The following is a 24,959-nucleotide window of genomic DNA, read 5'->3' as shown; positions in this document are numbered from 1 at the left end:
GCAGATTATGGAGTCTGCGGACGAGGGAGATGTCGAAGATGATGAACGAGTTCGAAGCAGAGCTGCGAAGCAAGGTCTCCGAGGCCGAGGAGATGCTGAAGCAGGCGGTGGAAGCCGGCCACGAGTACGAGATCCACCTGCACAGCGCCCGGATCCGCGACCTGCTCGACCGGGCCACCCAGCACGGCATCGACACCACCCGCTGGTTCGACCCGGCGCTGCTGGAGAACTCGGGACTCGGACGTTGACCGCGAAACGCGCCGTGGTCGCCGTGGTGGGTGGAATCGGCGCCACCACCGCCGTGCTGCGCCGCTACGCCGCGGTGGTCGAAGAGCAGGCAGGGCTGCAGGCACACGTGATCGCCTCGGACTACGGGCTGCACAACCTCCCGGCCGGCACCAGCGCTGTGCTCCTCGTCCGAGCCGCGCCCGAACGCGTGCAGAAAGCGCGTGACTCCGTCGTCGGCGTCCCGGTGCTCACCGATCAGGACACCACGGCCATCGCACTGACGGCAGCGGTGCTCACCATGCTGGCCCGAGCCGGCCGCGCGCCGGAGACCAGCCGGGTCGTCATCGCGGGCGCCAACACCATGCCGCTGCTGAACCCCGTCCTGCTGACCGCGGGCATCCGGGACATCACCACCTGGAACCCCGTCGACGCGCTCGCGTTCCCGTTGCGCCGCATCGCCGCCGACGCCGACGCGGTGATCAACCTGGTCGGCGGAGGTGGCCGCTTCGCGTGGCCCCGCCACGCCGCACCCGCCGTGATCGTGCCGGACCCCGCCCGCGACCCGATGCTCGCCCTGCCCGGTCTCCTGCACGCGCTGACCCGGCATCCGCACGCGCGGCTGACTCCGGAGGTGCAGCACGCCTGCGCCGTCGCCCTCTCCGCCGCCACCCCGCCGGGCGAACAACTGCCCCGGCGCGCCGACGACACCCTCACCCGCCAGATCACCGACTTCGCCACCGACGCACTGCACCGAGGAGCCGCACGATGACCGCGCCGACCACACACCAGAAGCTGCTGGAGTGGGTGTCCGAGGTCGCGGCGCTGACCACCCCGGACCAGGTGGTGTGGTGCGACGGCTCGCCGCTGGAATGGCGCCGGTTGACCGACGGACTGGTGCGGGCGGGCACGCTCGTGCGGCTCGACAAGAAGCCGAACTCGTTCTGGTGCGCCTCGGATCCCACCGACGTCGCGCGGGTCGAGGACCGCACGTACATCTGCTCGGCCGACGAAGCCGACGCCGGTCCCACCAACAACTGGATGGACCCGCTCGACATGAAGATCATCATGACCGAGCACTACCGCGGCAGCATGGCGGGCCGCACCATGTACGTCATCCCGTTCTGCATGGGACCGCTCACGGCCGACAAACCCCTGCTGGGCGTCGAGATCACCGACTCCGAGTACGTGGTGATCTCCATGCACATCATGACCCGCACGGGTTCCGACGCCCTGGCCCTGTTCGGGGAGGACGCGGACTTCGTGCGGTGCCTGCACTCCGTGGGCGCGCCGTTGAAGCCTGGACAGACCGATGTGCCGTGGCCGTGCGACCGGACCAAGTACATCAGCCACTTCCCCGAGGAAAGGATGATCTGGAGCTACGGCTCCGGCTACGGCGGCAACGCCCTGCTCGGCAAGAAGTGCTACTCCTTGCGCATCGCGAGCGTGATGGCGCGGGACGAGGGCTGGCTCGCCGAACACATGCTCATCCTCAAACTCACCTCACCCCACGGCACGGTCCACTACATCGCCGCCGCGTTCCCCTCGGCCTGCGGCAAGACCAACCTCGCCATGCTCGAACCGTCGATTCCGGGCTGGAAGGTCGAAACCCTCGGCGACGACATCGCCTGGCTGCGCTTCGGTGAAGACGGACGCCTCTACGCCGTCAACCCGGAGAACGGTTTCTTCGGCGTCGCACCCGGCACCGGCTGGAACACCAACCCCAACGCCATGCGCACGCTCGCCGAGGGCAACTCCATCTTCACCAACGTCGCGTTGACCGACGACGGCGACGTCTGGTGGGAGGGCTGCACCGACACCCCTCCTGACTACCTCACCTCCTGGCGCCGCGACGACTGGACACCGGCTTCCGAGGACCTGTCCTCCCACCCCAACTCCCGCTACTGCACCCCGATCACCCAATGCCCTGCCACCGCGCCCGAGTGGGACGACCCTCAGGGCGTGCCGATCTCGGCGATCTTCTTCGGCGGCCGCCGCGGCAGCACCGTCCCGCTGGTCACCGAGTCGTTCGACTGGCAGCACGGCGTGTTCATGGGAGCCACCCTCTCCTCGGAGACCACCGCCGCGGCCGCCGGTGAGGTCGGCGTGGTGCGCCGCGACCCGATGGCGATGCTGCCGTTCATCGGCTACCACGCCGGGGACTACTTCCAGCACTGGATCGACACCGGCAAGCGCGCCGACGCCGCGAAACTGCCGAAGATCTTCTACGTCAACTGGTTCCGCCGGGGCGACGACGGACGCTTCCTGTGGCCGGGCTTCAGCGAGAACGCCCGCGTCCTCAAATGGGCGGTGGACCGCATCGAAGGCCACGCGACCGCGTTCCAGACCCCGATCGGCTGGGTTCCCGGCGCCAAGGGCCTGGACCTGCGCGGCCTCGACCCGTCGTCGCACTTCGACATCCGCCAGGCGCTCGCCGTCGACCACGACGAGTGGCGCGCCGAGCTCCCGCTGATCGAACAGTGGTTCGCCACCATCGGTGACAAGCTCCCCACCGCCCTGCACGACGAACTCGAGGCGCTGCGGCATCGCCTCGACTGAGGCAGTGGCCCTACAGGCCGGTGATCATCAGGTCGTCCACGTCGAAGGTCAGCCTGTTGCGCACCTCGATCACCCCCGGAACCGCACGCGCGATCCACTCGGCCCGCTCGGTGGCGCTGCGCAGGCACAGCGAGCCGTCCAGCGTCACCAGGCCGCTGGACACGCGCACCGCGACCCGGTGCACGGCCGACGAAGCTGGAAGGAGCCGGCGTTCGAGGTCAGAGCGGATCGCGTCATCGCCGCGGAGGAACAGTCGCAGCGTGTCGCGCCGGGTGAGGATCCCCACGAGCGTGCCCGCACCGTTCACCACGCACAGCGCGTGTGTACGCCCGGCTGCGAGCTGCCGCAGCGCGGCACACAGCTCCACGCCCTCCGTGACGGTCGCCGCCGGGGTGGTCATCAGATCAGCCGCGACAGTCGCGGAAGATTTGTGCCATCGCGCCCGCGTGTGCGCGCCTCCCAGGACCGGAGGACTCGCCGCACCCCCGCGGAACTCCAGCTTCGTCGCCAGATCCTCCTCGGACACCATCCCCACCGGTCTGCCGGCCGGGTCCACCACGGGGATCGCGCTCACGTCGTGAGCGATCATCATGCCGACGAGTTCCTTGAACGGGGTGTCGAGCGCCGCGGTGATGACCCGCCGGCACATCACGTCCGCCGTCTTGGGCTCGCTCATACCTGCCCTCCCGCAGTCGTGCGAGGTGACCAGGGTTGCTGACTTGGTAAGATTAGCAACTGCTGAACCCTGTTGAAATGCATCCCGAGTCGCATCCGCAGGGATCAACCAGGGAGGATCAGCACCATGACGACGGTCGAAGGGAAGGGGCACCGATGAGCAGGCCCCTGTACCAGGTCAAGGCGGAGTTCTTCAAAACCCTCGGTCACCCGGCACGCATCCGGGTGCTCGAACTGCTCAGCGAGCGCGAGCACTCCGTCGCCGAGATGCTGCCCGAGGTCGGCATCGAGGCCGCCAACCTCTCGCAGCAACTGGCCGTGCTGCGCCGCGCCGGACTCGTCACCACCCGCAAGGAAGGCTCGAACGTCTTCTACTCGCTGACCAGCCCGCACGTCGCCGAACTGCTCGCCGTCGCAAGGCTCATCCTCACCGGTGTCATCACCGGTCAGATGGAACTGCTCGAAGACCTCCGCACCCCCGCGGCGACCGCGCCCCGCGGCAGGAGCCGCCGGTCTGCGAACTGAGCCGGATTCCGGTTGGCTCGTGCACCAGGAGCCGGCAGCTGTACGCCGTTGCACTGGTGTCGCTCGATGAAGAGTGATCAGGCGCTGGTGCCCAACGCCTCGAGCGTGTGAAGCGCGGCGCGGCCGGTCACCGCGGCACCGAACCTGCCCAGGGTCGTCGTGGCAACCACCACAGGCTCCACCCGGCGGATGACGAGGTGCATGACAGCGAAGGCGCGGGACACGCCGACATCGAAGTCGGCGTTGTCGAGCGGTAGGAGCGTGGCAGCGCGCGATCTCGGACGAGCTGATCGACGGCGTCGGTGCGATGGTCGTCGAGTTCGTCGACGTGGGTCGATCGCGCCGGTGGTCGTGGTTGGAACGACCACTCCGACTGTCGCAGGCCGTCATCACCAGGCACACCAGGACGTCGGCCCAGCGCAGCCGCTCGTCCAGGCGTTCCTTCCACGGCTCGGCGTCGCGGACGTCGGCGGCCTCCTGCTGATCGCGTTTGCGCTGCGTTGAGCACGCGCATCGGGTGTGGTGCACGTCGCCCTGGCTGACTGTCATCTCATAGGCGCAACCGATGGACCTTCGCCTCTGGTCGACCCGGCCGAGGTGCCCGAGTTGATGCGCTGGATGGGCGATGCGGGTCGGCTTGGTGCTAACGGGCGACAGGCACTGGCGATCTGGTCTGCATCCGGAAGGGGTGCGGTCATGGCAGTCAGGCATGTGTACTTGCGAATCGAAGAGATTGCCGGCTACTCACCCGCTGAGCCCAGCCCTCATGGGGCGTACCGGCGCGACTGCATGCGCAACACGGGACACGAGGACGGCTCGATTCCCTTGTCCGAGGTCAACGCACGCAGGCTGGATGCGCTGGTCTACCGCGAATACCTCGATCCGGACTACCTGATCCCGAAGCCGGACAAGCTCGTGCTGTCTGACGTGAACGAACCGGTGTTCACGCATCGGGTTCCTGGAACGGTGATCTACACCAGACCGGGGGAGCGGTTGCACGTGCACGTGTTCAACGCGGACACGATGCCGCACAGCTTCCACTTGCACGGTCTGCGGTACGGGATCGACTCGGACGGCTCGTGGCCGATGGGCACGCAGTCCGCGGATGGACGGCGGTCTGACGAGATCTGTCCCGGTCAGCACTGGACGTACCGGTTCTACGTGCCTGACGACGCTGTCGGCGCGTGGCCGTTCCACGACCACTCACGGCACATCGGCGAGAGCGTCAACAGGGGGTTGTTCGGGGGCATCGTGGTGTTGCCGGAAGACGTCGAGTCGCCGTGCGATTTCGAGTTGCCTCCACTGGTGAAGGAGTACGTGGATCGGTGCTGCCGTGAGCATCCCGATGACGAGGATGATCACGGGCACATCGAGGCCGGCCACGTGGTTCGTCCACGTCACGACGGGTCGCACGGCGGTGGAGGAGGCGGGCACGGGCACGGGCACGGACGGAACGTTCGCGACCACGAGCACAAGGGAGTCCTGGACTTCCTTGAGGAGTGGTGCCAACTGGAGTACGCGCATCCTCGGCACGGCGAGGACGATGTGCTGCACGTGCCGGTGTTCCTGCACCTCATGAGCCGCGGGCGCGGCACGCCGGCGTTCAACAGCGGACCGTTCTCGCCCGCAGCGGCGCCGTTCGAGTCCGTGTTCGGTGCGGAGGCGACGTTTTCCTACCACTGCGAGATTCACCAGCAGATGCAGGGCAAGGTGATCGTGGCGGCAGGAGAGGCCGCCGAGGTGACGGTGTCCATTGTGGATTCCGATCCGATGAACATGCGGTTCGACCCCGTCGAGGCGAAGATCAGGCCGGGCGGCAAGGTCCGGTGGACGCCGGGCACGGCGCTGCACACGGTGACCGAGGACGGCGCAGGCATTCCCAGCCCGTGCCTCAACGGCCGTGTGTTCGTGGGCAACACTCCGACGATCGTCGCCAGGGCGGGGCAGCGGATCCGGTGGTACGTCTTCAACCTCGACCTCGGGATGAACTGGCACAACTTCCATCCGCACGCTCAGCGCTGGGAGTTCGCGGGCGAGCCGGTCGACGTCCGCAGCATCGGCCCCGCCGAGTCCTTCGTGGTGGACACGGTGGCGCCACCGGTCTTGTTGCTCCCGCACCACATCGAGGAACAACACGATCACGACGGGTGCAAGAAGTACGAGTTGTGCGGCGATTTCCTGTTCCACTGCCACGTCGAGATGCACATGATGCAGGGACTCGCTGGTCTCGTGCGCAGCAAGCAGACGGTGTGGCTCACCGACGAGCAGGCAGACCACCTGCGGGAGACGACCGGCCTGCCGGCCGGCACCTGTGACAACAGCTGTCCCGACGTCGACCCGGACCGGTGCGAGCAGTTCCTGTGCGGCGAGTGGAAGACCGTGCCCGGCTCACCGGAGGTCTGCATGATGCACGCGACGCTGGTGCCGGGCACAACGAAGGTGATGTTCTTCGGCTACGGCGACACCCGTGACGACCTCAGCCGCATCTGGGACTACAGCACGGAAACCCTGGCGTTGCCCGGGAACCAGCCGTTCGACGTGACTCAGCCGGTGCACGACCGTCCATTGGCCAACATCTGGTCCGCGGAGCACACCTATCTCGCGGACGGCACCATTCTGGTGCACGGAGGGTTCACGCCGAGGCAGACGTTCGTGTTCGACCCTGCGACGTTGTCCTGGAGCCGGAAGGGGCCGACGGCGCAGGACCGGTTCTACTCGACGACACTGACGCTCGCGGACGGCCGCGCCATCACGTTGTTCGGCTCCGCGTCGAAGTCGTTCGAACTCTACGATCCGGCTGCGGGGACGTGGTCGGCACCGGTCGTGGTCCCCGCCGCGATGAACCAGGACGAGTACTACCCGTGGGCGTACGTGCTACCCGACGGCAAGATCTTCATCGCGGGGCCGCACATGCCCACCCAGCGGTTCGACTTGGGCGCCGCCGGAATCGCCAACCTCGAATCGTTCGCCACGATCGCGGGCAACCGCAGCACCGCGGGTGAGAAGGGCACCTCGGTCTTGCTGCCGTTGCGACCGCCCGGCTACGAGCCGCGCGTGCTGATCGCCGGCGGCGACTTCGCGTCGGCGCAGCAGACAGCCGAGTGGATCGACCTCTCGTCACCGACCCCGGTGTGGCAGGCGCTACCTGACCTCAACGCGACACGAGCGCAGCAGGTCAACACCGTTCTGCTGCCGGACGGCCGGGTGTTGCTGGCCGGGGGCGTCGACGGAGCGGACGGGGGACCCGCGGAGATCTTCGATCCGCGCGAACCCGAGCGCGGATGGGAGCAGTGCGCCACGATGGGCATCCCGCGCGGGTACCACTCCGCGGCGATCCTGCTTCCCGACGGCAGCGTCCTGATGGGCGGAGACCGCCCTGGACAGTGGAAGTCCGGCGAGAGCACGCAACACGAGCGCTACTTCCCGTCCTACTTCACCTTGCCTCGCCCGGTGATCACCGCGGCGCCCGCGAGCGTCGCCCACGGCGCGGGGTTCGGCGTCGACACGACCAATCCCGCCGGTATCGCCGAGGTCGTGCTGCTGCGTCCAGGTGCGGTGACGCACGGTTTCAACATGTCTCAGCGCCTGATCGAGTGTGAGATCACCGGTACGACCGCGACGCAGGTCCAGGTGACCGCACCACCGAACGGCAACATCGCACCTCCTGGGCCCTACCTCCTGTTCGTCGTCACAGCCGGGCGGGTGCCGTCAGAGGGTCGATGGATCTCGTTGACGTGAACGTCGTGGTGGTGGGGCCCGAGCGCGGCCCCACCACCCGTCGTGCGGAGTCAGCCAAGTGAGGCGATCAGCTCCCGGCACGCGCGCTCGCACCGACGGCAAGCTTCGGCGCACACCCGGCAGTGCTCGTGGTGGGACGCGTGCTGTTCGCACTCGTCGGCGCACGTCTTGCACGCCGTGGCGCACGCTTCGAGCATGGCTCGCGTGACGTTCGCGTCGTAGCCGGTGTGCCGGGACAGCACGCGGCCGGTGGTGTCGCAGATGTCCGCGCAATCGAGGTCTGTCCGGATGCACTTCACGAGCTCGCCGACCTGCTGCTCGCTCAGACATGCGTCCGCACACGCGGTACAGGCCTGAGAGCACTCGAAGCACGCTTCGATGCAGCGCGCCAGCGCGTCGCGGTCGACTTCACCCAGATCGGCCGGGTAGGTCCGCAGCATTTCCATCGCCTGCGTCATAACGCGTTCCTCCGTTCTCGATCCAACGATCACGGAGTACCCGCACACGAGCCCCATACGCTGATCAACGGCAGCCGGCAATGCGAGACGCCCTCACGGACAACGTCCTCGACCGACTGGCCGAGGACGCTGCTTCCGCGTGAGGTGGATCAGCTGCTGACGCTGCGGAATCCGCGCAGACGCAGGCTGTTGCTCACCACGAACACCGACGAGAACGCCATCGCGGCGCCCGCGATCATCGGGTTGAGCAGGCCGAGAGCGGCCAGCGGGAGCGCTGCCACGTTGTAGGCGAACGCCCAGAACAGGTTGCCCTTGATCGTCGCCAGCGTCCGGCGCGACAGCCTGATCGCGTCCACGGCGGCCCGCAGGTCACCACGCACCAGCGTGAGATCGCTGGCCTCGATCGCGACGTCGGTGCCGGTGCCCATCGCGAGACCCAGATCGGCTTGGGCGAGGGCAGCGGCGTCGTTCACGCCGTCGCCGACCATCGCCACGACGCGTCCCTCGTCCTGCAGACGCTTCACGACGTCGACCTTGTCCGCCGGCAGCACCTCCGCGATCACCTCGTCGATGCCCACCTCGGCCGCCACCGCGCGAGCGGCGGCTTCGTTGTCACCGGTCAGCAGCACCGGACGCAGGCCCAGCGTGCGCAACCCCTGGATCGCCTCGACCGACGTCGGCTTCACGGTGTCGGCCACGACGAGCACACCGCGCGCCTTGCCGTCCCACGCGACGATCACCGCGGTGCGGCCCTGTTCCTCGGCCGCCTTCTTGGCCTCGGCGAGCGTGGCGTCGAGGTGAACGCTCCACTCGGCGAGCAGGCGTTCCCGGCCGACGAGCACCGCGTGCTCCCCGACAACGCCCTGAACGCCCAGCCCCTCCAGGTTCTGGAACTCCTCCACGGCGGGCAGCTCGCCGACCCGCTCGGCCGCGCCCCTGGCGATGGCCTTGGCGATCGGGTGCTCCGAGGCGTGCTCCAGCGCACCGGCCAGGCGGAGCACCTCCTCCTCGTCCTCGTCGGTGTGAACGCTGACCAGGCTCATCTGGCCCGTGGTCACGGTGCCGGTCTTGTCGAGCACCACGGTGTCGACACGGCGAGTCGACTCCAGCACTTCCGGACCCTTGATCAGGATGCCCAGCTGGGCGCCGCGGCCGGTACCGACCAGCAACGCGGTCGGCGTGGCCAGGCCCAACGCGCACGGGCAGGCGATGATCAGCACCGCCACGGCCGCGGTGAACGCGGCGCCCACGCCGTTGCCCGTGCCGAGCCAGAAGCCCAGCGTGCCCACGGCGAGCGCGATCACGATCGGCACGAACACCGCCGACACCCGGTCGGCCAGGCGCTGGACCTCGGCCTTGCCGCTCTGTGCCTCTTCGACCAACCGAGCCATCTGCGCCAGCTGCGTGTCGGAGCCGACGCGGGTCGCACGCACCACGAGCCTGCCGCCCGCGTTGACGGTCGCGCCCACCACCGCGTCGCCCACGCCGACCTCGACGGGGACGGACTCACCGGTGAGCATGCTCGCGTCGACCGCCGAGCTGCCTTCCTCGACGACGCCGTCGGTGGCGATCTTCTCGCCGGGCCGCACCACGAACTTGTCGCCGACGCGCAGCTCGCCGGTCGGGATGCGGACCTCGCGGCCGTCCCGCAGCACGGCGACGTCCTTCGCGCCGAGCTCGAGCAGTGCCCTCAACGCAGCACCCGCGCGCCGCTTCGAGCGCGCCTCGAAGTAGCGCCCGGCCAGGATGAACGTCGTGACGCCTGCCGCGACCTCGAGGTAGATGTTGCCGGCGCCGGACATCCGTTCGATCGTCAGCGAGAAACCGTGCGTCATGCCCGGCGTGCCCGCGGTCCCGAGGAACAGCGCGTACAGCGACCACAGGAACGCCGCGCCCACGCCGACGGAGATCAGCGTGTCCATGGTGGCGGCGCCGTGCCGCAGGTTCGTCCAGGCGGCCTTGTGGAACGGCCACGCGCCCCACACCACGACCGGCCCGGCGAGCGCGAGCGACAGCCACTGCCAGTAGGTGAACTGCAGCGCAGGGATCATCGCCAGCGCGATCACCGGCACCGACAGCACCACGGAGGTGATCAGCCGTTGCCGCAACGATCGCGTCGGGTCTGCCTCTTCGACCTGGACGGCGTCCGAGGCAGGCGGTGCGGGCAGTTCGGCGGTGTAGCCGGTGTCCTCGACCACCTTCACGAGATCGGCGGGCGTCAGGTCGCCGGGGAAGGTGACGCGTGCCTTCTCGGTCGCGTAGTTCACCGAGGCTTCGACGCCGTCGAGCTTGTTGAGCTTGCGTTCGATGCGCGCGGCGCAGGAGGCGCAGGTCATGCCGCCGATCGAGATCTCGATGGTTTCAGTGGCCATGACCTTCTCCTTCCTCGTGGGTCTGCGGCGCGGCCGGAGTCGTGGTGCCCACCGTCGACACGGTGAACTCGGCGGTGCGGACCTGGCCCTCGTGCTGGAAGTCCAGGAACAGCCGGTACCGGCCGGCCGTGGGAACCTCGACGGCGAACTTCACTTCGGCGCCGTCCTCGGGATGCACGTGCAGGTACGCGAGGTCGGCCGCACGCAGCGCGACCAGGTGGCCCTTCGCGCCCAGGTAGTTCTGCAGGTCCGTCACCGGCTTGCCGTTCTTTCTGATGGCGATGGTGACGGTCGACGCGCTGCCCGCTTCGAGCTCACCGTTGAGGGTTACCTCGTAGCCGTCGACGGTGAACGTCCTGCTGTCGGCGTAGGTGCGCGGCTGGTAGGCGCCCGCGACCTGGAGGTCGGCGCCGAGGGTGGTCTTCTGGCCGTCCTCCGGCTTGAAATCGGCGAACACCCGGTACGTGCCGGCTTCGGCGAGCGTGAGCGGCACCGACCACATGCCGTCCGGCGTCATCTCCGGATGCACGTGGCGGAACAGTGAGCCGTCCCGGCGGACGACGATCAGGTGCAGCCGCTTCTCGTGCTCCACGGCGAACTTCGTGACGGGCTTGCCGTCCGGTCCGCTGATGTGGAAGCCCAAGGACTCCTTCTCGTGCAGCTGCAACGTGTAGCCGTTCTCCGAAACGGACAGTCCCGGTGGGATCTTCGCCGGTTCGGCCTCGTGCTCGCCGTGGTTCACCGCGGCGGCCGCGTCCGACGGTGCACCGCCGGACGGGCCGATCGCGGCACCGGCCGCCCAGGTCCCGCCGAAGACGATCGCCAGCGCGAGGCCGTAGGCGGCGACTTTCTGGCCGGTCTTCATGATTTTTCCCCCTCGAAAGCGGTCTCAGCCGACCAGCTCGTAGCCGGCTTCGGTGACGGCGGCACGCACCGCGTCCTCCGCGACAGGCGCGTCGCTGGTGATGGTGACCTTGCCGGTGGGGAGGTCGACGTCGACCTGCTGCACGCCGCTGATCGCGCTGACCTCTTCGGTCACCGAGCTGACGCAGTGCCCGCAGGTCATGCCCTTGACGGTGTAGGTGGACTCGGCCATCGGTCGTTCTCCTCGAAGAAGGGTGGGGATGGAGTGATCAGGAGCGGACCAGGCGGGCGATGGCGTTGCTGGCTTCCGCGATCTTCTCGTCGGCTGCCGCACCGCCGTCGGTGATGGCCTGGCTCACACAGTGCTTGAGGTGCTCGTCGAGCAGTCCCAGCGACACCGCCTGCAACGCGCGAGTGGCCGCGGAGATCTGGGTGAGGACGTCGATGCAGTAGTCGTCGTTCTCGATCATCCGCTGCAGTCCGCGGACCTGGCCCTCGATCCTCTTCAGACGGCGCAGGTGGGCGTCCTTGTTGTCGGTGTAGCCGTGCACGTCGCGCTCCTGTCGATCGGTCCACCGCGCGGCCGGTCCGAACTGACCGGGGGAACGGCGGGCACCTGAGTTGAACATACCCCAGGGGGGTAGGGGTTTACCAGAGTCCGCGTGTGACGTGCTGCACTTCTGGCATGTTCTACTATCGAACATAGTAGTAACCGAGTTGATGGGATGGGCATGACCACTTCTGACAGCCGCGGTCCGATCGGACGCCGAAGCTTTCTCCGGCTCGGCGCCGGTCTCGCCGCCACGGCCGGGCTGGCGGCGTGTGCGTCCGGTGCTGATCCGGCCGGCAAGCGCATCGCGCCTGGATCGCCACGGGTGGCGGAGGTGGAGCGAGCGCGGCGGCTCGCGGGGGCCCGCAGCACATCGGTCGTGCTCAACGCGGTCTCCGCGCGGGTGGACCTCGGCGGTGTCGAGGTTCAGACGTGGGCTTACGGCGGTCAGCTGCCGGGCAGGGAGATCCGGGTCCGGCGAGGCGAGATCCTGAAGGTCGAGCTGAAGAACCAGCTCCCGGAGCCGACGAGCATCCACTGGCACGGGATCGCGCTGCGCAACGACATGGACGGTGTGCCCGGACTGACCCAGGACGACATCGGTGTCGGTACGTCCTTCACCTACGAGTTCGCCGTACCGGACGCGGGCACCTACTTCTTCCACCCGCACTCGGGTGTGCAGCTCGACCGGGGGCTGTACGCGCCCCTGATCGTCGAGGACCCCGACGACGGCGCGGACTACGACACCGAGCTGGTGATCGTCCTCGACGACTGGCTCGACGGCGTCGACCGCACACCGGACGCCGTGCTCCAGGAGCTGAAGAAGAACGGCATGGGCGGCATGGGTGGCATGGATCACGGTTCCATGCCCGGTATGACGATGCCGAAGTCGGAACTGCTCGGCGGCGACGCGGGTGACGTCACCTACCCGCACGTCCTGGCCAACGGGCGGACCTTCCGCGACCCGCAGGCGATCGAGGCGAAGGCAGGACAGCGGGTGCGGCTCCGGCTGATCAACGCGGCGGCTGACACCGCGTTCCGGGTCGGCGTCCCCGGTTCCCGGCTCAGGATCACCCACACCGACGGCTTCCCGGTGCAGGCGCAGGAGGCGGACGTCGTCCTCATCGGCATGGGGGAGCGGCTCGACGCGGTCGTGACCGTGCCTGCCGGTTCCGTCCCGGTGCTCGCCGTGGCGGAGGGCCGCGACCAGTACGCCCAGGTGGTGCTGCGCACTCCTGCCGCACAGCCGGTCGTGGTGGAGGACGGCCTGGTGAAGAAGCTGATGGCGTTGCCCGTCCTCATGCCGGCGTCACTTCGCGCGGCGGAACGTGTCGCGCTGCCGGTCAAACAGCCTGACGTGGTGCACGAGCTCGTCCTGGAAGGGCCGGGGGACAGGTACACGTGGACGATCAACGGCAAGGTCTACGACCCGAACGACGGGTTGCCGATCCGGGAAGGGCAGCAGGTCCGGCTGAGGTTCGACAACAGGTCGCGGATGTTCCATCCGATGCACCTGCACGGACACACGTTCCAGGTCCGAGCCGACGGGCCGCGCAAAGACACCGTGCTGGTGTTGCCGGGACGTTCCACCGAGGTGGACTTCAAAGCCGACAACCCTGGTCAGTGGCTGACCCACTGCCACAACATCTATCACGGTGAAGTGGGCATGATGAGCGTCGTGTCCTATGTGGAGTGAGCGCTTCACATGGGGCAGTAGAAGGTCGAGGTGACGGCGAACAGTCCGATGCCCACCACCGCGGGCAGTGCCGGTGCGGCCACCACCGTGGCCGCCAAGGCGCCTGCGCTCAACCACGGCCTGGGACGTGACGCACGTGCCAGCCTGCTGAGCCGGAGCTCGACGCCGTTGTCCGCCATGCCGAGAGCCCCGGCAGGTGAACCGCCGGTCGCCACGCGCACCAGGGCCGAGCGCACCGTCTCCGCGCCGTGGGCAGCGGCCGCTGCGGAGTCCGCGGCCATCTCGACCAGCACGCGGATGGCGGCCGGGGCCTGGCGCATCAGCGGCACGAACGGCATGGCCGACGCCGCCGCGTCGGCGAGGCCGGTCAGAGCGTGATGACGGCCGCGGAGATGGGCCCGTTCGTGCGCGAGCACGGCCGCGACCTGGTCGTCGGACAGGTGATCCGTGAGACCGGTGGTGGCCACGATGAACGACGGCCGTCCGGCGACGCTGTACGCCAGCGGCTGACCGTGGTCGAGCCACATGAGCGGCTCGTCGCCGGATGCCCGCCGTGCGGCGAGCCGAAGCAGTCCCAGTTGCCTCTGGTGGAGCTTGATCGCCTCTGACCGCCGTCGGAACGCGGCCAGGCCGAACCTGGTCAGCGCGCCGGCGATCAGCAGCGCGCCGAACGCGCCCAGCACGTCGTCGAGCGCGGGAACGCTGCCGTGGGTCATGGCCGACCAGCACTCGTGCACCCGGTCGAGCAGCCAGCGCGCGGGCCCGTGACCTGGGACGAGGATCAGCACGACGCCACTGAGCGCGGTGAGCAGCACGCTGAGACCGGTCGCGAACCACCACGCGATCACCACGGACGGCGCGACCTGGCCGGCGGTCATGCGTTCCAGGAAACGGGGCGCTGTGAACCCCACGATCGCGGCGCCTGCCAGGAGCGCGACGGCGAGGATCACTGGTCCGCCGCCGTGTCGTCGAGGGCGCGGCGCAGGACCTCGGACTCGCGCGGTGAGACCGACCGCGCGAACCTCAGCAACACCGACTCCGGATCCTTCGCGGAGTCCAGCAGTGCGCGCAACGCGTTGGCCACCGCGTCCTCCCGGTTTCTCGTGGCGACGTAGCGGTACGCCCTGCCGTCTCGTTCCCGGGAGACCCAGCCCTTGCGGTGCAGGTTGTCCAGGACCGTCATCACCGTGGTGTAGGCGAGGTCGCGTTCGGTGTTGAGCGCGTCCAGCACGTCGCGAACCCGCTGCGGGCCGGGATCACGCCACAGCACTTCCATCACGGCTGTTTCCAGCTCGCCGAGTCCTTGCATCGCACGCCTCCGTCGCCGTCCAGCAGCATTATCTACTAACCGGCTACGTAGGTGGTGCCTGTTCCGCTCTAGCCGTACGGGCAGACCAGCAGCATCAGGGCCGTCAACGCGCCGACGGCCGCGATGGCGGGCAACGCCATGGCCGCGGCACCGGCGAGACCGCACGAGAGCAGCCTCCGCACCGCGCTCGGGGCGTGTCGTCGCTGCTGCAGCCGCGCCAGCCTCGTCTCCACCGCGTCCCTGCTCATCGCCAGTGCCGCGCCAGGTGCACCGTGCCCGGCGACTCGCAGCAACGCGACGCGCACGTTCTCCGCACCGTGAGCGCGGACAGCCGCGGTGTCGGCCGCCATCTCGACGAACTCGCGGACCGCGATCGCCGCCCGTTTGAACAGCGGCAGGAACGGCAGGGTGGCGGCCACGACGTCGCCGATGGTCACCAGGAGGTGGTGGCGTCCCTCCAGATGCGCCCGTTCGTGGGTCAGCACGGCCTGGACCTGCGCCGGGGTCAGGTGGCGGTGCAGTCCGTCCGTGGCGACGACGACGCCGGGTTTTCCGGCGAGGCTGAACGCCAGTGGGCGGTCGTGCTCCAGCCAGAGCGTCGGGTGCGGGCCCGGATCCCGGCGGGCCGCGATCCGCAGGACGTCCAGGTGCTGCCGGCCCTCGTGCGCCCGCCTGCGTGCGGTGCGGCGGCCCACGACGGCGACACGGGCGAGCAGGGCTGTCAGCAGAGCCGCACCCGTCAAGCCGCTGACCGCCTCGACGGTGGGGCCGCTGCCGTGCTGCAGCGAGTCCCAGCAGTGGTGGAACACCGTCAGGGCCCCGAGCCCGTGGTCGGGCAGGAACAGCAGGAACATCGCGCCGGCGACCGTGGCGATCACGGCGACGACGGAAACGAGCCACGCGACCAGCGCCACCACCGGGTCCGCGAGCCGAACGAGCTGACGTGGCGCCAGCCAGCCGACCAGAGCGGATCCGAGGAGGAGTGCGAGGGCGACGATCAATTCTTCGAGGCCTTCCTCCGCAACGCTTTGCGCAGCACGTCGGACTCCTCGTCGGAGGCCGTCTGAGCGAAGTGCAGCAGGGCCGCCTGCGGGTCACCGGAGGCGCTGAGGATCTCGCGCACCGCGTTCGCCGCGGCCTCGGCGCGGGTCACGGTCGCGGCGTACAGGTAGGCCTTGCCGTCTCGCTCACGGGTGAGCCATTCCTTGCGGTGCAGGTTGTCCATCACCGTCATCACGGTCGTGTAGGCGAGGTCCTTGCCGGTGTCGAGGCGTTCGAGCACCTGACGCACCCGCAGCGGCTCACCGGCGTGCCACAGCACGTCCATCACCGCTGCTTCCAGTTCACCCAGTCCGCGCATGGCCCACCCTTTCCGCAGGCCAAGGGTACGCGATGGCCGTCTGGGCAGATCATACGAAGGCACGTAGCAGGTCATCGGGGCGTGCGCACCCATGTCCTGCCTCGCGGCGTATGCCGGCTGGGCGGCGGACGTGGTTCCCTCCACGTCCGCCGCCCGCCGCTCACCGCGTCAGACCGCCTTCAGCAGGCCCTGCATCTCGGTGATCTCCTTCTGCTGGGCGTCGATGATGTCCTGGGCCAGCTTCTTGGCGTCGGCGTTGCTGCCCTTCTGCAACTCCGTCTTCGCCATCGCGACCGCACCCTCGTGGTGCTTGATCATCATGTCGAGCCACATCTTGTCGAACGCGCCGCCCTTGGACTGCTCGAGCATCTTCATGTCCTCGGCGCTCATCATCCCGGACATGCCGGGCATCGAGCCGTGGTCCATGCCCGGCATCGAGGTGGCCGCGCCCCACCCCTTGAGCCACGCGTTCATCTTCTGGATCTCGGGATCCTGTGCGCCCTCGATCCGCTTGGCGAGGTCGAGCACCTTCGCGTTGGTGCTGCGCGACGGCACGAGCTTCGCCATGTCGAGCGCCTGCTGGTGGTGCGGCACCATGCCCTGTGCGAACGTCACGTCGTCGGCGTTGTTGCCCGCGGCCTGACCACTGCCGGTGGCCGCGGGAGCGGTCGACGAGCTGTGGTTCATGCCGGCCGTGTCGTTCCCGCCGCACCCTGCGACGAGCGCGACAACGGCGGCCCCGGCGGCGGCGATCCCGATCAAGGACTTCTTCATTCTCGGTGTTCCTCATCTGTGCTTTGTGGACTGTGATCGCGTGGGAGCCGGGCAGATCACAACCTCAACACGCAGACCGAGCTGAGCAGGTCGCGGCCACCGACGGGTGGTGGGCGACCGGGTGCGCGCGGCCACGCCGAGGAACCGGGAGTTCGAGCGGTTTCGCGGGGTGTCGAGCGCACCAGCAACCAGGCGAGAAGAAGCAGGGACGTGACCGCGCAGAGCACCGCGACGCACAAATGCAGCATGTCGTGGCCGGGGGAGGAGGGTGCGGGCTCCTCGGGTGAGTGCTGGTGGTGTGCGGTCACGGGCGCCATGTCGTGGCCGGAGCTCATGTCGCCGCTGGTGGCGACGTGATGCATCCCGACCACGCCGAGGAACAGCACGCACAGCAGCAGCCACCGAGTGGCTGTGTGACGTGTGCCGGCGACCATGCAACTACCGTACCTAGTAGATCTCATCGACACGTTCTACGGGTCTGGCACCCGGATCGGTTCAATCCCGGTGAACTACTAAGTCGAATAGTAGACAGTGGCGGTGATGTTCCCGTAGCTTGCGCCGACGTGATGTTGCAACGAAGCAGGTTTCGAGGTTCGGTGGCTGCTGCCGCGGCTCTGGTGCTCGCGGGAGCCGTTCCGGCGGGAGCGCAGCCGGCGGCCGATCCGGTCAAGCAGTACGAGGAGCTGAGCGGGCAGGCGGAGAAGCTCAACGACGAGGTCCTCAAGGCGCAGGAGAACCTGGACGCGAAGCAGGTGGAGCTCACGCGGGCGACCGCGGACCTGAACGCGGCGCGGCAGGCTGCGGAGCAACTGCGTGGCCGGGTCGACGTGCTGACGGAGTCGACGTTCCAGGGAGCGCGGTTCAACCAGTTGTCCGCGCTGCTCGTCAGCGACTCCCAGCAGGACTTCCTCAACCGGATGTCCGCACTCCGGCTCCTGGCCGCCGACAACGCCGAAGCGCTCGACTCGCTGTCCGCGGCGGTCGCGAAGGCGGATGAGCAGCAGCAGCGTGCCGAGCAGTCGGCGAAGGAGGCCGCCAAGCACGCGGACGAGCTCAAGCAGCGCAAGTCCGACCTCGACGGTCGCATCGGCGAGTTGCGCAAGGCGGTGAGAAACCTCACCTCCGCGCAGAAGTCGTCGCTGGGCATGGGTCAGGTCAAGGACACCGGCACCTACCTCGGGCCGCCCGGTGCCGCGAACACGGCGCTGCAGGCCGCGTTGTCCAAGCGGGGCTCCCAGTACCTGTGGGGCGGAAACGGTCCGAACGCGTTCGACTGCTCGGGTTTGACGAAGTGGGCGTACGCGGCGGCCGGGATCACGATCCCGCGTGTGGCGGTGGATCAGTACCGAGTGGGCAAACCCGTCGCGCAGAACGAACTCCTGCCCGGTGACCTGGTGTTCTACGACGACGGAACCGGCAATCCCGCGGCGATCCACCACGTGGCGATGTACGTCGGCGAAGGAAAGATGGTGGACGCTCCGACCGAAGGCCAGCTCGTGGACGTGCGCGCCCTCCGCGGCGACGGCCACTACATCGGCGCACGCCGAATCGTCGGCTGACCAGTGGCGAAACACGCCGCAGCAGCCCGTCCACGGCTGTCTGCCCACCTGGTCATCGCCGGGGTCGCCGCAGGTGCCGCGGTCTCGGCCTTGCAACTCGACGTGCCCGAGCCGGCTCCGCAGGTGAACGCCGGTGTGGGACTGGCTGCGAACCTGTCCGGCCTCGGCGGGGACGACGTCGCTCCGACCCTGTTGCTGACCCGTGCGCCGACGCACGACGAGGTCGGCCAGCTCAAGAAGAGCATGCGCATGACCGAGCAGCGGGAGGCCGAGGCGGAGGCCCGGCGCAAGGCGGCCTACGAGGCCGAGCAGGCGCGGAAGATCAAGGTGTTCGCGCCGACCACGGGCACGATCACGTCGAACTACGGCCCGCGCTGGGGAACGACGCACTACGGCCTCGACATCGCGAACCGGATCGGCACGCCGATCCGGTCCACCATGGACGGTGTCGTGCTGGAAGCCGGTCCCGCGAGCGGGTTCGGTCTCTGGATCCGGGTGCGGCACACGGACGGGACCACCGCGATCTACGGTCACATCAACAGCTATTCCGTCCGTGAAGGACAAAGGGTGAGCGCCGGTCAGGTCATCGCCGAGATGGGCAACCGCGGCATCTCGACCGGTTCGCACCTGCACTTCGAGCTGTGGGACCAAGCCGGCCGGAAGCTCGACCCGCTGGCGTGGCTGCAGGGCAGAGGAGTCCAGCTCGGGTGACCACTTGATACGGGTACCCCCTAGGGGTATGGTCCGACCTGAACTGAGGGAGGACTCATGAACCACGGCGCCGCACCCGCGAGCCTGACCAAGCAAGCCGTCTCCGCCACGCTGCACTGCCTCACGGGCTGCGCGATCGGCGAGGTGCTCGGCATGATCATCGGTACCGCGCTGGGCTGGTCGAACCTCGCCACGGTCGCGCTGTCCGTCCTGCTCGCCTTCTTCTTCGGGTACTCGCTGACCATGCGGCCCGTGCTCAAGGCGGGGGTGGCGTTCAAGGTCGCGATCGGCGTCGCGTTCGCCGCGGACACCCTGTCCATCGCCGTCATGGAGATCGTCGACAACGGGATCATGCTGGTCGTGCCCGGCGCGATGGAAGCAGGTCTGGGCAGCTGGCTGTTCTGGGCGAGCCTCGCGTTCGCGCTGGTCGTGGCCTTCGTGCTGACCGTGCCGGTCAACCGATGGCTGATCTCGCGGGGCAAGGGGCACGCGGTCGTGCACCAGTACCACGGTGGTCACGAGGTGCACGAAGGTCACCACGACCACCACTGATGTCATCGCTGGAGCCGGCGTGAGCCTGGCTCCGCCTCCGCCTGGCAACCGCTTCTGGCCGTGGCGCACGTGTGCCATCAGGTACTCCGGGCTGGTCGACGCCGACGTCGAGGAACTGCGCGGGCACAGCTGGAGCGACCGCGTGATCTCCGAGGTCGTCTGGCTGGTGAGTCTCAACCTGCTGACCGGCTCGTTCAACCTGGTCGCGGGCATCGAGCCGCAATAAGTCGAACATAGCTGTTCGACTTATTGCGGCTGTGGGCGTACCTTAAGTCGAACAGTGGTGTTCAACTTGAGGAGTGGGCATGACCGGTGTGGCCGTGCGAACGAACTGGTGGGTGCTGGTGCTGCTGAGCCTGGCGCAGTTCATGGTGATCCTGGACGTGACGGTCGTGAACGTCGCGCTCCCGCAGATGGCGATCGATCTGAGCCTCGACCGCGCGGCGCTGACCTGGGTGGTGACCGCGTACACGCTGTGCTTCGGCGGCCTGATGCTCCTCGGCGGCAGGCTGGCCGACACCGTGGGCAGACGCCGGGTGTTCCTGGCCGGGTTGGTGGTCTTCACGATCGCTTCGCTGGCGTCCGGACTGGCCGGCAGTGCGACTGCGCTGGTGGTCTCGCGGGCGGCACAAGGCGTCGGTGCCGCGTTGCTGTCTCCGGCGGCGATGTCGATCCTCACCACCACCTTCCACGGGCCCGAGCGGAACCGTGCGCTCGGCGTGTGGGCGGCGATCGCCGGAGCCGGTGCGGCGGTGGGTGTGCTGCTGGGTGGTGTGTTCACCGCCGGTCCCGGCTGGGAGTGGGTGTTCTTCATCAACGTCCCGGTCGGCGTGCTCGTCGCCGTCCTGCTGCCGCGCCTGGTTCCGGCCGGGCAAAGTGGACAGTCGATGTCCGGTGTGGACGTGCCGGGTGCGCTGACCGTGGTTCTCGGCGTGGGAGCGCTGATCTACGGGTTGGTGCGCGCCGGTGACACGGGCTGGAGCGGCGGCAGCACGCCGTGGTTCCTGGCCGGAGGAGTGGCGTTGCTGGCGCTGTTCGTCCTCGTCGAGCGCCGGGCCGCCCGCCCGCTGGTGCCGTTGTCCCTGCTGGGCAGGCGGCCGGTGGTCGCGGGCAACCTGGTGATGCTGGCGGCGTCAGCGCTGTTGCTGGGCAACTTCTTCCTCAACTCCCAGTACCTGCAACACGTTCTGGGACTCGACGCGCTGCAGACCGGGCTCATCTTCCTGCCGGTGGCGCTCGTGATCGGCCTCGGCACGCACCTGGGCGTGCGCGTGGTGAGCCGCTTCGGCGGACGCCCCGCCGTCGCGGCCGGGTTCGGCCTCGCTGCCGTCGGGGCGCTGCTGCTCGCGCAGGTACCCGCGTCCGGAAACGCAGTGCTGGCAGTGCTTCCCGGCTTCCTGATCTCAGGACTGGGGCTCGGCGCGGCGTTCGTCACGGCCACCACCACCGCGATGGCACACGTCGGCCCGCACGACGCGGGCACCACGTCCGGACTGGTCAACACCGGCCACGAGCTCGGTGCCACACTCGGCATCGCCTTCGTGTCCACGATCGCCGCGCAGAGCCTGCAGGGCGGAGGCGTGACCGGGTTCGGTGCCGCGTTCACCGCGACCGCAGTCGTGGCAGCGGTGGTCGCGGTCGGTGCGACCCTGCTCGTTCCCGCCGGACGGCCACCCGCGACCGACGGCCCGGTGTTCGCGCACTGAGGTCCGTAGGCTCTCGGTCGTGGCCACCACGGAGACCCGGCGCCGCGCCGACGCCGAACGCAACATCGCCGCCATCCTCGATGCCGCCCTGGTGTCCTTCACCGAGGATCCGAGCGCGAGCATGGCGGCGATCGCGCGCGCCGCGGGCGTCGGCCGCGTCACCCTCTACGCCCACTTCCCGTCCCGCGAAGTCCTGCTGGAAGCCGTGCTGGACCGCGCGATCGCGGCGGCGGGAGAGGTGATCGAGAAGGCGACTCCCGGTGAAGGTCCTGCCACCGACGCGTTGCGACGGCTCCTGCAGTCGTCCTGGCACGAGTTGGACCAGCACCGCAAGCTGTTCGACCTGGCCCAGCGCGAGCTCGGTGCCACTCGGCTCAGGCAACGTCATCGCGAGGTCGTCGACCACGTCGAGTCGCTGCTGGTCCGCGGGCAGCAGGAGGGCGTGTTCCGGTCTGATCTGCCGATGACCTGGCTGGTCACGACCGTTTACAGCCTGCTGCACGCGGCGGCCGAGGACGTGAACGCGGGCAGCCTCGCCGCTGAAGAGGCCGCCGGTGTGCTCGAAGCGACGCTGCTCCCTGCCCTCGCCTCACGCTGACCGGCCGAACCGGGTCACGCCACGTGGCTTGTGCACGGCGAGCACCAAAGCCACGACCAGCAGGACGAGCGCCGCGGCGGAGTGCAGCACGAACGTCGGCGACCGCAGCGGCGCGATGTCCGCGGCGGAGTCCCCGGCGATGTCCGCGAGGTGGCCGACGGTCTGCGTGTAGAGCAGCAGGACCGCCGTCGCGAACGCGTTGAGAACCAGCTTGAGAAGCACCCAGTGGTGCCGGAACAGACCCCACGCGGAACCCAGCGAAGAGACCAGCCCGGTGAGCAGCGAGGCGACCGCGAACGGAACGATCACGTACCAGACAACGGGTTCCGCGACGAGGTATGCGCTGCGCACCAGCCGATCGTCCTGCGCGGTGACACCTGCGATCGCGAGTCCGAGAAACGTCAGCACCGCGCCGAACCAGCCGACCGAAGCGCCGATGTGCGCGGTCAGCGCGACCTTGCGGGCCCGTGGCCTCATCGGTGCATTCCAGGGCCGTGCTCGATCGGGAGCAGCAGCACCACGACGACCAGCGCGACGACGACGGCCACGACGATCCACATGATCTTCGCCCAGCGGGGTGTGTCAGCCATGCAGGACAGTTTACGAGACACTGTGTCTTTTTCAATACATAGTGTCTCGGTCCCGTAGGATGTCGTTGTGCCGAAGCTGTGGAACGAGACGATCGAGACGCACCGCCGGGAGGTGCGGCACGCAATCCTGAACACCACCGCGGCGTTGGTCGCCGAGCGCGGACTGCTCAACGTGACGATGTCGCAGATCGCGGAGCAAACCGGCATCGGCCGCGCGACCCTCTACAAGTACTTCCAGGACGTCGAGTCGATCCTGCGCGCGTGGCACGGCGAGCAGATCGCGCACCTGATCGCGCACCTGATCGCGGTTCGCGACCGCGTGACCGATCCTGGCGAACGGCTGGAGGCGGTGCTCGAGGCGTTCGCGGACATCTCGCGCCGGTCGCGCGGGCACTTCGACGCCGATCTCGCAGCCGTCCTGCACCGGGACGAGCAGGTCGCCGGCGCTCAGGCGCAAGTCCAGGACGTGATCCGTGACCTCGTGGCCGACGCCGCGCGGGTGGGAGAGGTTCGCGACGACGTCGAGCCCGGTGAGCTCGCGGCCTTCTGCGTCCACGCGCTCACGGCGGCGGGCAATCTTTCCTCCGAGGACGCCGTGCGCCGGCTCGTCGCTGTCACCCTAGCAGGGCTCCGTCCGGCTGACTGACCGCTCCCGGTCGAGCGATGCCTTTAGGCTGCTAGAAAACCTCCTAAGATCCGTCGTAGGTTTGGGCAGGGACTTAGTCCCGTTCGGGACGGGGACCTTCGGATTTCCGTGCTGGCGACGAGCTGCCCTGCTGACCCGCTTTCCGGGCGGCGATTCTCGAAGCAGTCGAGGATGAGGAGGACGCCGTGAAGCGCAAGCAACTGGGCCTGTACGCGATCGCCCTGGCGATCCTGATCGTCGGTCTCGCCTTCGCAGGCGTGCCCCTTCAGACGATGCTGTTTGGTCTGTTGGTGCTGGCCTGCCCGCTGATGATGATGTTCATGATGGGTGGGCACGGCGGCCACGGTGGACCTGACGAACAGCACCACGATCAACACCACACCACCGGCGGGTCGTGATGGCTGACGCCGCCTACGGGCTGTGGCCGCTCGTGATCCTGAACATCGCGTTGTTCGTGATGTTCGCGACGAGCTTCTTCCGGCCGCGCACCAAGCGGGACTGGCGGGCGATGGGCGCGTTCACCGCGTTCCTCGTGGCCCTGTTCACCGAGATGTACGGCATCCCGCTGACGATCTACCTGCTCGGGTCGTGGCTGGGGTCGCGGTTCCCGCTGCTGAAGGACACCCACGCGGGCGGGCATCTGTGGAACGACCTCACGGGCTGGACCGGTGACCCGCACCTGAGTCCCTTTCACCTGGCCAGTTATGTCGCGATCGCCGGAGGGTTCTGGCTGATCTCCGCCGCATGGGCCCGGCTGCACGAAGCCGCCAAGGAAGACCGGCTGGCTACGGCAGGGCCCTACGCGCGGGTGCGGCACCCGCAGTACGACGGGTTCCTGCTGGTGATGATCGGCTTCCTGTTGCAGTGGCCGACGATCCCCACGCTGATCATGTTCCCCGTCCTGGTCGTGGTGTACGCGAGGCTTGCACGAAGCGAGGAACGTGAGGTCGCACAACGGTTCGGCGAGGAGTGGTCCGCGTACGCCGAACGGACCCCGGCCTTCCTGCCCCGCTTGCGCGCAGTTCCGGCTGTACGTGCCCGGAGCCGGCGATGAACACGAAAGCGATCCGTGCCGGGATCCTCGGAGCCGCTGGCCTGGCGTTGTTCTACGCGTTGGTCGTCGGCTACGCGGGCGGTCTCGCGCACCTGGGGCAGCAGACCCTCGACGACTGGCCGTGGCTGCTGCTGATCCTGACCGGGTTCGGCACCCAGATCGGGCTGTTCACCGAGTTGCGGCGGCGTGAGCGACTGCACGCGGACGTGCGCGCCGCGACCGGCGGCGGAGCGGGCGCCTCGGCCGTCGGCATGATCGCCTGCTGTGCCCACCACGTCGCGGACCTCGCGCCGATCATCGGTGCGTCCGGCGCCGCGGTGTTCCTGACCGAGTACCGGATTCCGATCATGGCGATCGGAATCGCGATCAACGCGCTCGGTGTGTTCCTCGCGGCGCGCAGGCTGCGCCGCACGTCAGTCCCAGTTGGACGGTGAGCGG

General features: G+C 68.6%; 30 protein-coding genes and 1 pseudogene. 17 read left to right on the top strand and 14 right to left on the bottom strand.

What is annotated here, in order from left to right; all coding sequences use genetic code 11:
• The first annotated feature begins 29 nt into the window (after positions 1-29).
• Genes AOM45_RS39695 through AOM45_RS39685 form a run of 3 tightly spaced genes read left to right on the top strand, consistent with a single transcriptional unit; the run spans position 30 to position 2,784 of the window.
• A complete protein-coding gene (locus tag AOM45_RS39695) occupies positions 30-248 on the top strand; it encodes a hypothetical protein (protein WP_051784063.1) in 219 nt (72 codons plus the stop codon).
• Positions 245-997 carry a hypothetical protein gene (locus tag AOM45_RS39690; protein WP_051784064.1) on the top strand — a complete coding sequence of 251 codons (753 nt, stop codon included), beginning with the start codon at positions 245-247 and terminating at the stop codon, positions 995-997. Before AOM45_RS39695 ends, AOM45_RS39690 begins: the two co-directional genes overlap by 4 nt.
• Positions 994-2,784 (top strand): phosphoenolpyruvate carboxykinase (GTP), encoded by a 1,791-nt coding sequence (locus AOM45_RS39685; protein ID WP_030469923.1) that lies wholly within the window; start codon positions 994-996, stop codon positions 2,782-2,784. The genes AOM45_RS39690 and AOM45_RS39685 overlap by 4 nt, the downstream gene beginning before the upstream one ends.
• Positions 2,785-2,794: 10 nt before the next feature.
• Here AOM45_RS39685 and AOM45_RS39680 read toward each other — a convergent pair whose 3' ends face one another.
• Complete coding sequence (locus tag AOM45_RS39680) at positions 2,795-3,460, bottom strand: CBS domain-containing protein (protein ID WP_051784065.1); 666 nt, start codon at positions 3,458-3,460, stop codon at positions 2,795-2,797.
• 155 nt (positions 3,461-3,615) lie between these two features.
• Here AOM45_RS39680 and AOM45_RS39675 point away from each other — a divergent pair, with 155 nt between their 5' ends.
• Entirely contained in the window at positions 3,616-3,984 is a 369-nt protein-coding gene (locus AOM45_RS39675; RefSeq protein WP_030469925.1) for an ArsR/SmtB family transcription factor, read from the top strand.
• A gap of 77 nt (positions 3,985-4,061) precedes the next feature.
• Here the strand turns inward: AOM45_RS39675 and AOM45_RS51375 are convergent, their stop codons facing one another.
• Positions 4,062-4,208, bottom strand: coding sequence for a hypothetical protein (locus AOM45_RS51375; RefSeq protein WP_156094059.1), 147 nt, complete (start codon positions 4,206-4,208; stop codon positions 4,062-4,064).
• A 565-nt stretch (positions 4,209-4,773) separates the two neighbouring features.
• Here AOM45_RS51375 and AOM45_RS39670 point away from each other — a divergent pair.
• A complete protein-coding gene (locus AOM45_RS39670) occupies positions 4,774-7,722 on the top strand; it encodes a galactose oxidase-like domain-containing protein (RefSeq protein ID WP_030469926.1) in 2,949 nt (982 codons plus the stop codon).
• A gap of 50 nt (positions 7,723-7,772) precedes the next feature.
• Here the strand turns inward: AOM45_RS39670 and AOM45_RS39665 are convergent, their stop codons facing one another.
• The 5 genes from AOM45_RS39665 to AOM45_RS39645 all read right to left on the bottom strand — a co-directional run bounded on the left by AOM45_RS39665 (position 7,773) and on the right by AOM45_RS39645 (position 11,967).
• A complete protein-coding gene (locus AOM45_RS39665) occupies positions 7,773-8,180 on the bottom strand; it encodes a four-helix bundle copper-binding protein (protein ID WP_030469927.1) in 408 nt (135 codons plus the stop codon).
• Positions 8,181-8,329: 149 nt separating this feature from the next.
• Complete coding sequence (locus tag AOM45_RS39660; protein ID WP_030469928.1) at positions 8,330-10,552, bottom strand: heavy metal translocating P-type ATPase; 2,223 nt, start codon at positions 10,550-10,552, stop codon at positions 8,330-8,332.
• Positions 10,542-11,417, bottom strand: a complete 876-nt coding sequence (locus AOM45_RS39655; RefSeq protein ID WP_030469929.1) for a DUF8832 domain-containing protein — start codon at positions 11,415-11,417, stop codon at positions 10,542-10,544. Before AOM45_RS39655 ends, AOM45_RS39660 begins: the two co-directional genes overlap by 11 nt.
• 24 nt (positions 11,418-11,441) lie before the next feature.
• Positions 11,442-11,648, bottom strand: coding sequence for a heavy-metal-associated domain-containing protein (locus AOM45_RS39650; RefSeq protein ID WP_030469930.1), 207 nt, complete (start codon positions 11,646-11,648; stop codon positions 11,442-11,444).
• A gap of 37 nt (positions 11,649-11,685) precedes the next feature.
• Positions 11,686-11,967, bottom strand: a complete 282-nt coding sequence (locus AOM45_RS39645) for a metal-sensitive transcriptional regulator (RefSeq protein WP_030469931.1) — start codon at positions 11,965-11,967, stop codon at positions 11,686-11,688.
• 174 nt (positions 11,968-12,141) lie between these two features.
• On the opposite strand from AOM45_RS39645, the pseudogene AOM45_RS54060 reads away from it, so the two are divergent.
• Positions 12,142-13,119, top strand: a pseudogene (locus AOM45_RS54060) (multicopper oxidase family protein); the annotation flags it as partial.
• 147 nt (positions 13,120-13,266) lie between these two features.
• Positions 13,267-13,662: a multicopper oxidase domain-containing protein gene (locus AOM45_RS54055; protein WP_372497479.1), complete on the top strand. Its 396-nt coding sequence runs from the start codon at positions 13,267-13,269 to the stop codon at positions 13,660-13,662.
• A gap of 5 nt (positions 13,663-13,667) precedes the next feature.
• Here AOM45_RS54055 and AOM45_RS39635 read toward each other — a convergent pair whose 3' ends face one another.
• From AOM45_RS39635 to AOM45_RS39610, 6 genes are all read right to left on the bottom strand, one after another.
• Positions 13,668-14,540 carry a M56 family metallopeptidase gene (locus tag AOM45_RS39635; protein WP_156094061.1) on the bottom strand — a complete coding sequence of 291 codons (873 nt, stop codon included), beginning with the start codon at positions 14,538-14,540 and terminating at the stop codon, positions 13,668-13,670.
• A gap of 68 nt (positions 14,541-14,608) precedes the next feature.
• On the bottom strand, positions 14,609-14,971 hold the full coding sequence (locus AOM45_RS39630; RefSeq protein WP_030469934.1) for a BlaI/MecI/CopY family transcriptional regulator: 363 nt from the start codon (positions 14,969-14,971) through the stop codon (positions 14,609-14,611).
• 68 nt (positions 14,972-15,039) lie between these two features.
• Complete coding sequence (locus tag AOM45_RS39625) at positions 15,040-15,972, bottom strand: M56 family metallopeptidase (protein ID WP_030469935.1); 933 nt, start codon at positions 15,970-15,972, stop codon at positions 15,040-15,042.
• Complete coding sequence (locus AOM45_RS39620) at positions 15,969-16,331, bottom strand: BlaI/MecI/CopY family transcriptional regulator (protein ID WP_030469936.1); 363 nt, start codon at positions 16,329-16,331, stop codon at positions 15,969-15,971. The genes AOM45_RS39625 and AOM45_RS39620 overlap by 4 nt, the downstream gene beginning before the upstream one ends.
• A 168-nt stretch (positions 16,332-16,499) precedes the next feature.
• Positions 16,500-17,105 (bottom strand): DUF305 domain-containing protein, encoded by a 606-nt coding sequence (locus AOM45_RS39615; protein ID WP_030469937.1) that lies wholly within the window; start codon positions 17,103-17,105, stop codon positions 16,500-16,502.
• A gap of 56 nt (positions 17,106-17,161) precedes the next feature.
• Complete coding sequence (locus tag AOM45_RS39610) at positions 17,162-17,539, bottom strand: DUF6153 family protein (protein ID WP_030469938.1); 378 nt, start codon at positions 17,537-17,539, stop codon at positions 17,162-17,164.
• A 162-nt stretch (positions 17,540-17,701) separates the two neighbouring features.
• Here AOM45_RS39610 and AOM45_RS39605 point away from each other — a divergent pair, with 162 nt between their 5' ends.
• The 6 genes from AOM45_RS39605 (at position 17,702) to AOM45_RS39580 (ending at position 22,231) form a co-directional block, all read left to right on the top strand.
• Complete coding sequence (locus AOM45_RS39605) at positions 17,702-18,664, top strand: NlpC/P60 family protein (protein WP_236704001.1); 963 nt, start codon at positions 17,702-17,704, stop codon at positions 18,662-18,664.
• A gap of 3 nt (positions 18,665-18,667) precedes the next feature.
• Positions 18,668-19,375, top strand: coding sequence for a M23 family metallopeptidase (locus tag AOM45_RS39600; RefSeq protein WP_030469940.1), 708 nt, complete (start codon positions 18,668-18,670; stop codon positions 19,373-19,375).
• Between the two features lie 57 nt (positions 19,376-19,432).
• A complete protein-coding gene (locus AOM45_RS39595) occupies positions 19,433-19,927 on the top strand; it encodes a DUF4396 domain-containing protein (protein WP_051784066.1) in 495 nt (164 codons plus the stop codon).
• 19 nt (positions 19,928-19,946) lie between these two features.
• Positions 19,947-20,153, top strand: coding sequence for a hypothetical protein (locus AOM45_RS53240; RefSeq protein WP_030469942.1), 207 nt, complete (start codon positions 19,947-19,949; stop codon positions 20,151-20,153).
• A 79-nt stretch (positions 20,154-20,232) separates the two neighbouring features.
• Complete coding sequence (locus tag AOM45_RS39585; protein ID WP_030469943.1) at positions 20,233-21,633, top strand: DHA2 family efflux MFS transporter permease subunit; 1,401 nt, start codon at positions 20,233-20,235, stop codon at positions 21,631-21,633.
• 19 nt (positions 21,634-21,652) lie between these two features.
• The gene (locus AOM45_RS39580) at positions 21,653-22,231 is read left to right on the top strand and encodes a TetR/AcrR family transcriptional regulator (RefSeq protein ID WP_030469944.1); all 579 of its coding nucleotides are present in this window, start codon (positions 21,653-21,655) and stop codon (positions 22,229-22,231) included.
• On the opposite strand, the gene AOM45_RS39575 is transcribed toward AOM45_RS39580, so the two are convergent.
• Positions 22,223-22,708 (bottom strand): hypothetical protein, encoded by a 486-nt coding sequence (locus AOM45_RS39575; RefSeq protein WP_030469945.1) that lies wholly within the window; start codon positions 22,706-22,708, stop codon positions 22,223-22,225. The two genes, AOM45_RS39580 and AOM45_RS39575, sit on opposite strands and share 9 nt — an antisense overlap.
• A 180-nt stretch (positions 22,709-22,888) precedes the next feature.
• Here AOM45_RS39575 and AOM45_RS39570 point away from each other — a divergent pair, with 180 nt between their 5' ends.
• The 4 genes from AOM45_RS39570 to AOM45_RS39555 all read left to right on the top strand — a co-directional run bounded on the left by AOM45_RS39570 (position 22,889) and on the right by AOM45_RS39555 (position 24,955).
• On the top strand, positions 22,889-23,467 hold the full coding sequence (locus AOM45_RS39570; protein WP_030469946.1) for a TetR/AcrR family transcriptional regulator: 579 nt from the start codon (positions 22,889-22,891) through the stop codon (positions 23,465-23,467).
• 185 nt (positions 23,468-23,652) lie between these two features.
• Entirely contained in the window at positions 23,653-23,865 is a 213-nt protein-coding gene (locus AOM45_RS39565) for a DUF2933 domain-containing protein (protein ID WP_030469947.1), read from the top strand.
• Positions 23,865-24,521, top strand: a complete 657-nt coding sequence (locus AOM45_RS39560) for a methyltransferase family protein (RefSeq protein WP_035911624.1) — start codon at positions 23,865-23,867, stop codon at positions 24,519-24,521. Before AOM45_RS39565 ends, AOM45_RS39560 begins: the two co-directional genes overlap by 1 nt.
• Entirely contained in the window at positions 24,518-24,955 is a 438-nt protein-coding gene (locus AOM45_RS39555; protein WP_030469949.1) for a hypothetical protein, read from the top strand. Before AOM45_RS39560 ends, AOM45_RS39555 begins: the two co-directional genes overlap by 4 nt.
• The last annotated feature ends 4 nt before the right edge of the window (positions 24,956-24,959 follow it).

Origin of the sequence: Lentzea aerocolonigenes (genome assembly GCF_000974445.1) — a bacterium.
In the GTDB taxonomy this organism is placed as follows: Bacteria; Actinomycetota; Actinomycetes; order Mycobacteriales; family Pseudonocardiaceae; genus Lentzea; species Lentzea aerocolonigenes.
The sequence above is the reverse complement of the archived record's forward strand: the minus strand, read 5'-3'. Positions and strand labels throughout refer to the sequence as shown.

Coding starts and splice junctions, on each gene's coding strand:
- AOM45_RS39695 (WP_051784063.1), top strand. CDS start 30: ATGTCGAAGATGATGAACGAGTTCGAAGCAGAGCTGCGAAGCAAGGTC.
- AOM45_RS39685 (WP_030469923.1), top strand. CDS start 994: ATGACCGCGCCGACCACACACCAGAAGCTGCTGGAGTGGGTGTCCGAG.
- AOM45_RS39680 (WP_051784065.1), bottom strand. CDS start 3,460: ATGAGCGAGCCCAAGACGGCGGACGTGATGTGCCGGCGGGTCATCACC.
- AOM45_RS39675 (WP_030469925.1), top strand. CDS start 3,616: ATGAGCAGGCCCCTGTACCAGGTCAAGGCGGAGTTCTTCAAAACCCTC.
- AOM45_RS39670 (WP_030469926.1), top strand. CDS start 4,774: ATGCGCAACACGGGACACGAGGACGGCTCGATTCCCTTGTCCGAGGTC.
- AOM45_RS39665 (WP_030469927.1), bottom strand. CDS start 8,180: ATGACGCAGGCGATGGAAATGCTGCGGACCTACCCGGCCGATCTGGGT.
- AOM45_RS39660 (WP_030469928.1), bottom strand. CDS start 10,552: ATGGCCACTGAAACCATCGAGATCTCGATCGGCGGCATGACCTGCGCC.
- AOM45_RS39655 (WP_030469929.1), bottom strand. CDS start 11,417: ATGAAGACCGGCCAGAAAGTCGCCGCCTACGGCCTCGCGCTGGCGATC.
- AOM45_RS39650 (WP_030469930.1), bottom strand. CDS start 11,648: ATGGCCGAGTCCACCTACACCGTCAAGGGCATGACCTGCGGGCACTGC.
- AOM45_RS54055 (WP_372497479.1), top strand. CDS start 13,267: ATGCCGGCGTCACTTCGCGCGGCGGAACGTGTCGCGCTGCCGGTCAAA.
- AOM45_RS39635 (WP_156094061.1), bottom strand. CDS start 14,540: ATGACCGCCGGCCAGGTCGCGCCGTCCGTGGTGATCGCGTGGTGGTTC.
- AOM45_RS39630 (WP_030469934.1), bottom strand. CDS start 14,971: ATGCAAGGACTCGGCGAGCTGGAAACAGCCGTGATGGAAGTGCTGTGG.
- AOM45_RS39620 (WP_030469936.1), bottom strand. CDS start 16,331: ATGCGCGGACTGGGTGAACTGGAAGCAGCGGTGATGGACGTGCTGTGG.
- AOM45_RS39615 (WP_030469937.1), bottom strand. CDS start 17,105: ATGAAGAAGTCCTTGATCGGGATCGCCGCCGCCGGGGCCGCCGTTGTC.
- AOM45_RS39610 (WP_030469938.1), bottom strand. CDS start 17,539: ATGGTCGCCGGCACACGTCACACAGCCACTCGGTGGCTGCTGCTGTGC.
- AOM45_RS39595 (WP_051784066.1), top strand. CDS start 19,433: ATGAACCACGGCGCCGCACCCGCGAGCCTGACCAAGCAAGCCGTCTCC.
- AOM45_RS39585 (WP_030469943.1), top strand. CDS start 20,233: ATGACCGGTGTGGCCGTGCGAACGAACTGGTGGGTGCTGGTGCTGCTG.
- AOM45_RS39575 (WP_030469945.1), bottom strand. CDS start 22,708: ATGAGGCCACGGGCCCGCAAGGTCGCGCTGACCGCGCACATCGGCGCT.
- AOM45_RS39560 (WP_035911624.1), top strand. CDS start 23,865: ATGGCTGACGCCGCCTACGGGCTGTGGCCGCTCGTGATCCTGAACATC.
- AOM45_RS39555 (WP_030469949.1), top strand. CDS start 24,518: ATGAACACGAAAGCGATCCGTGCCGGGATCCTCGGAGCCGCTGGCCTG.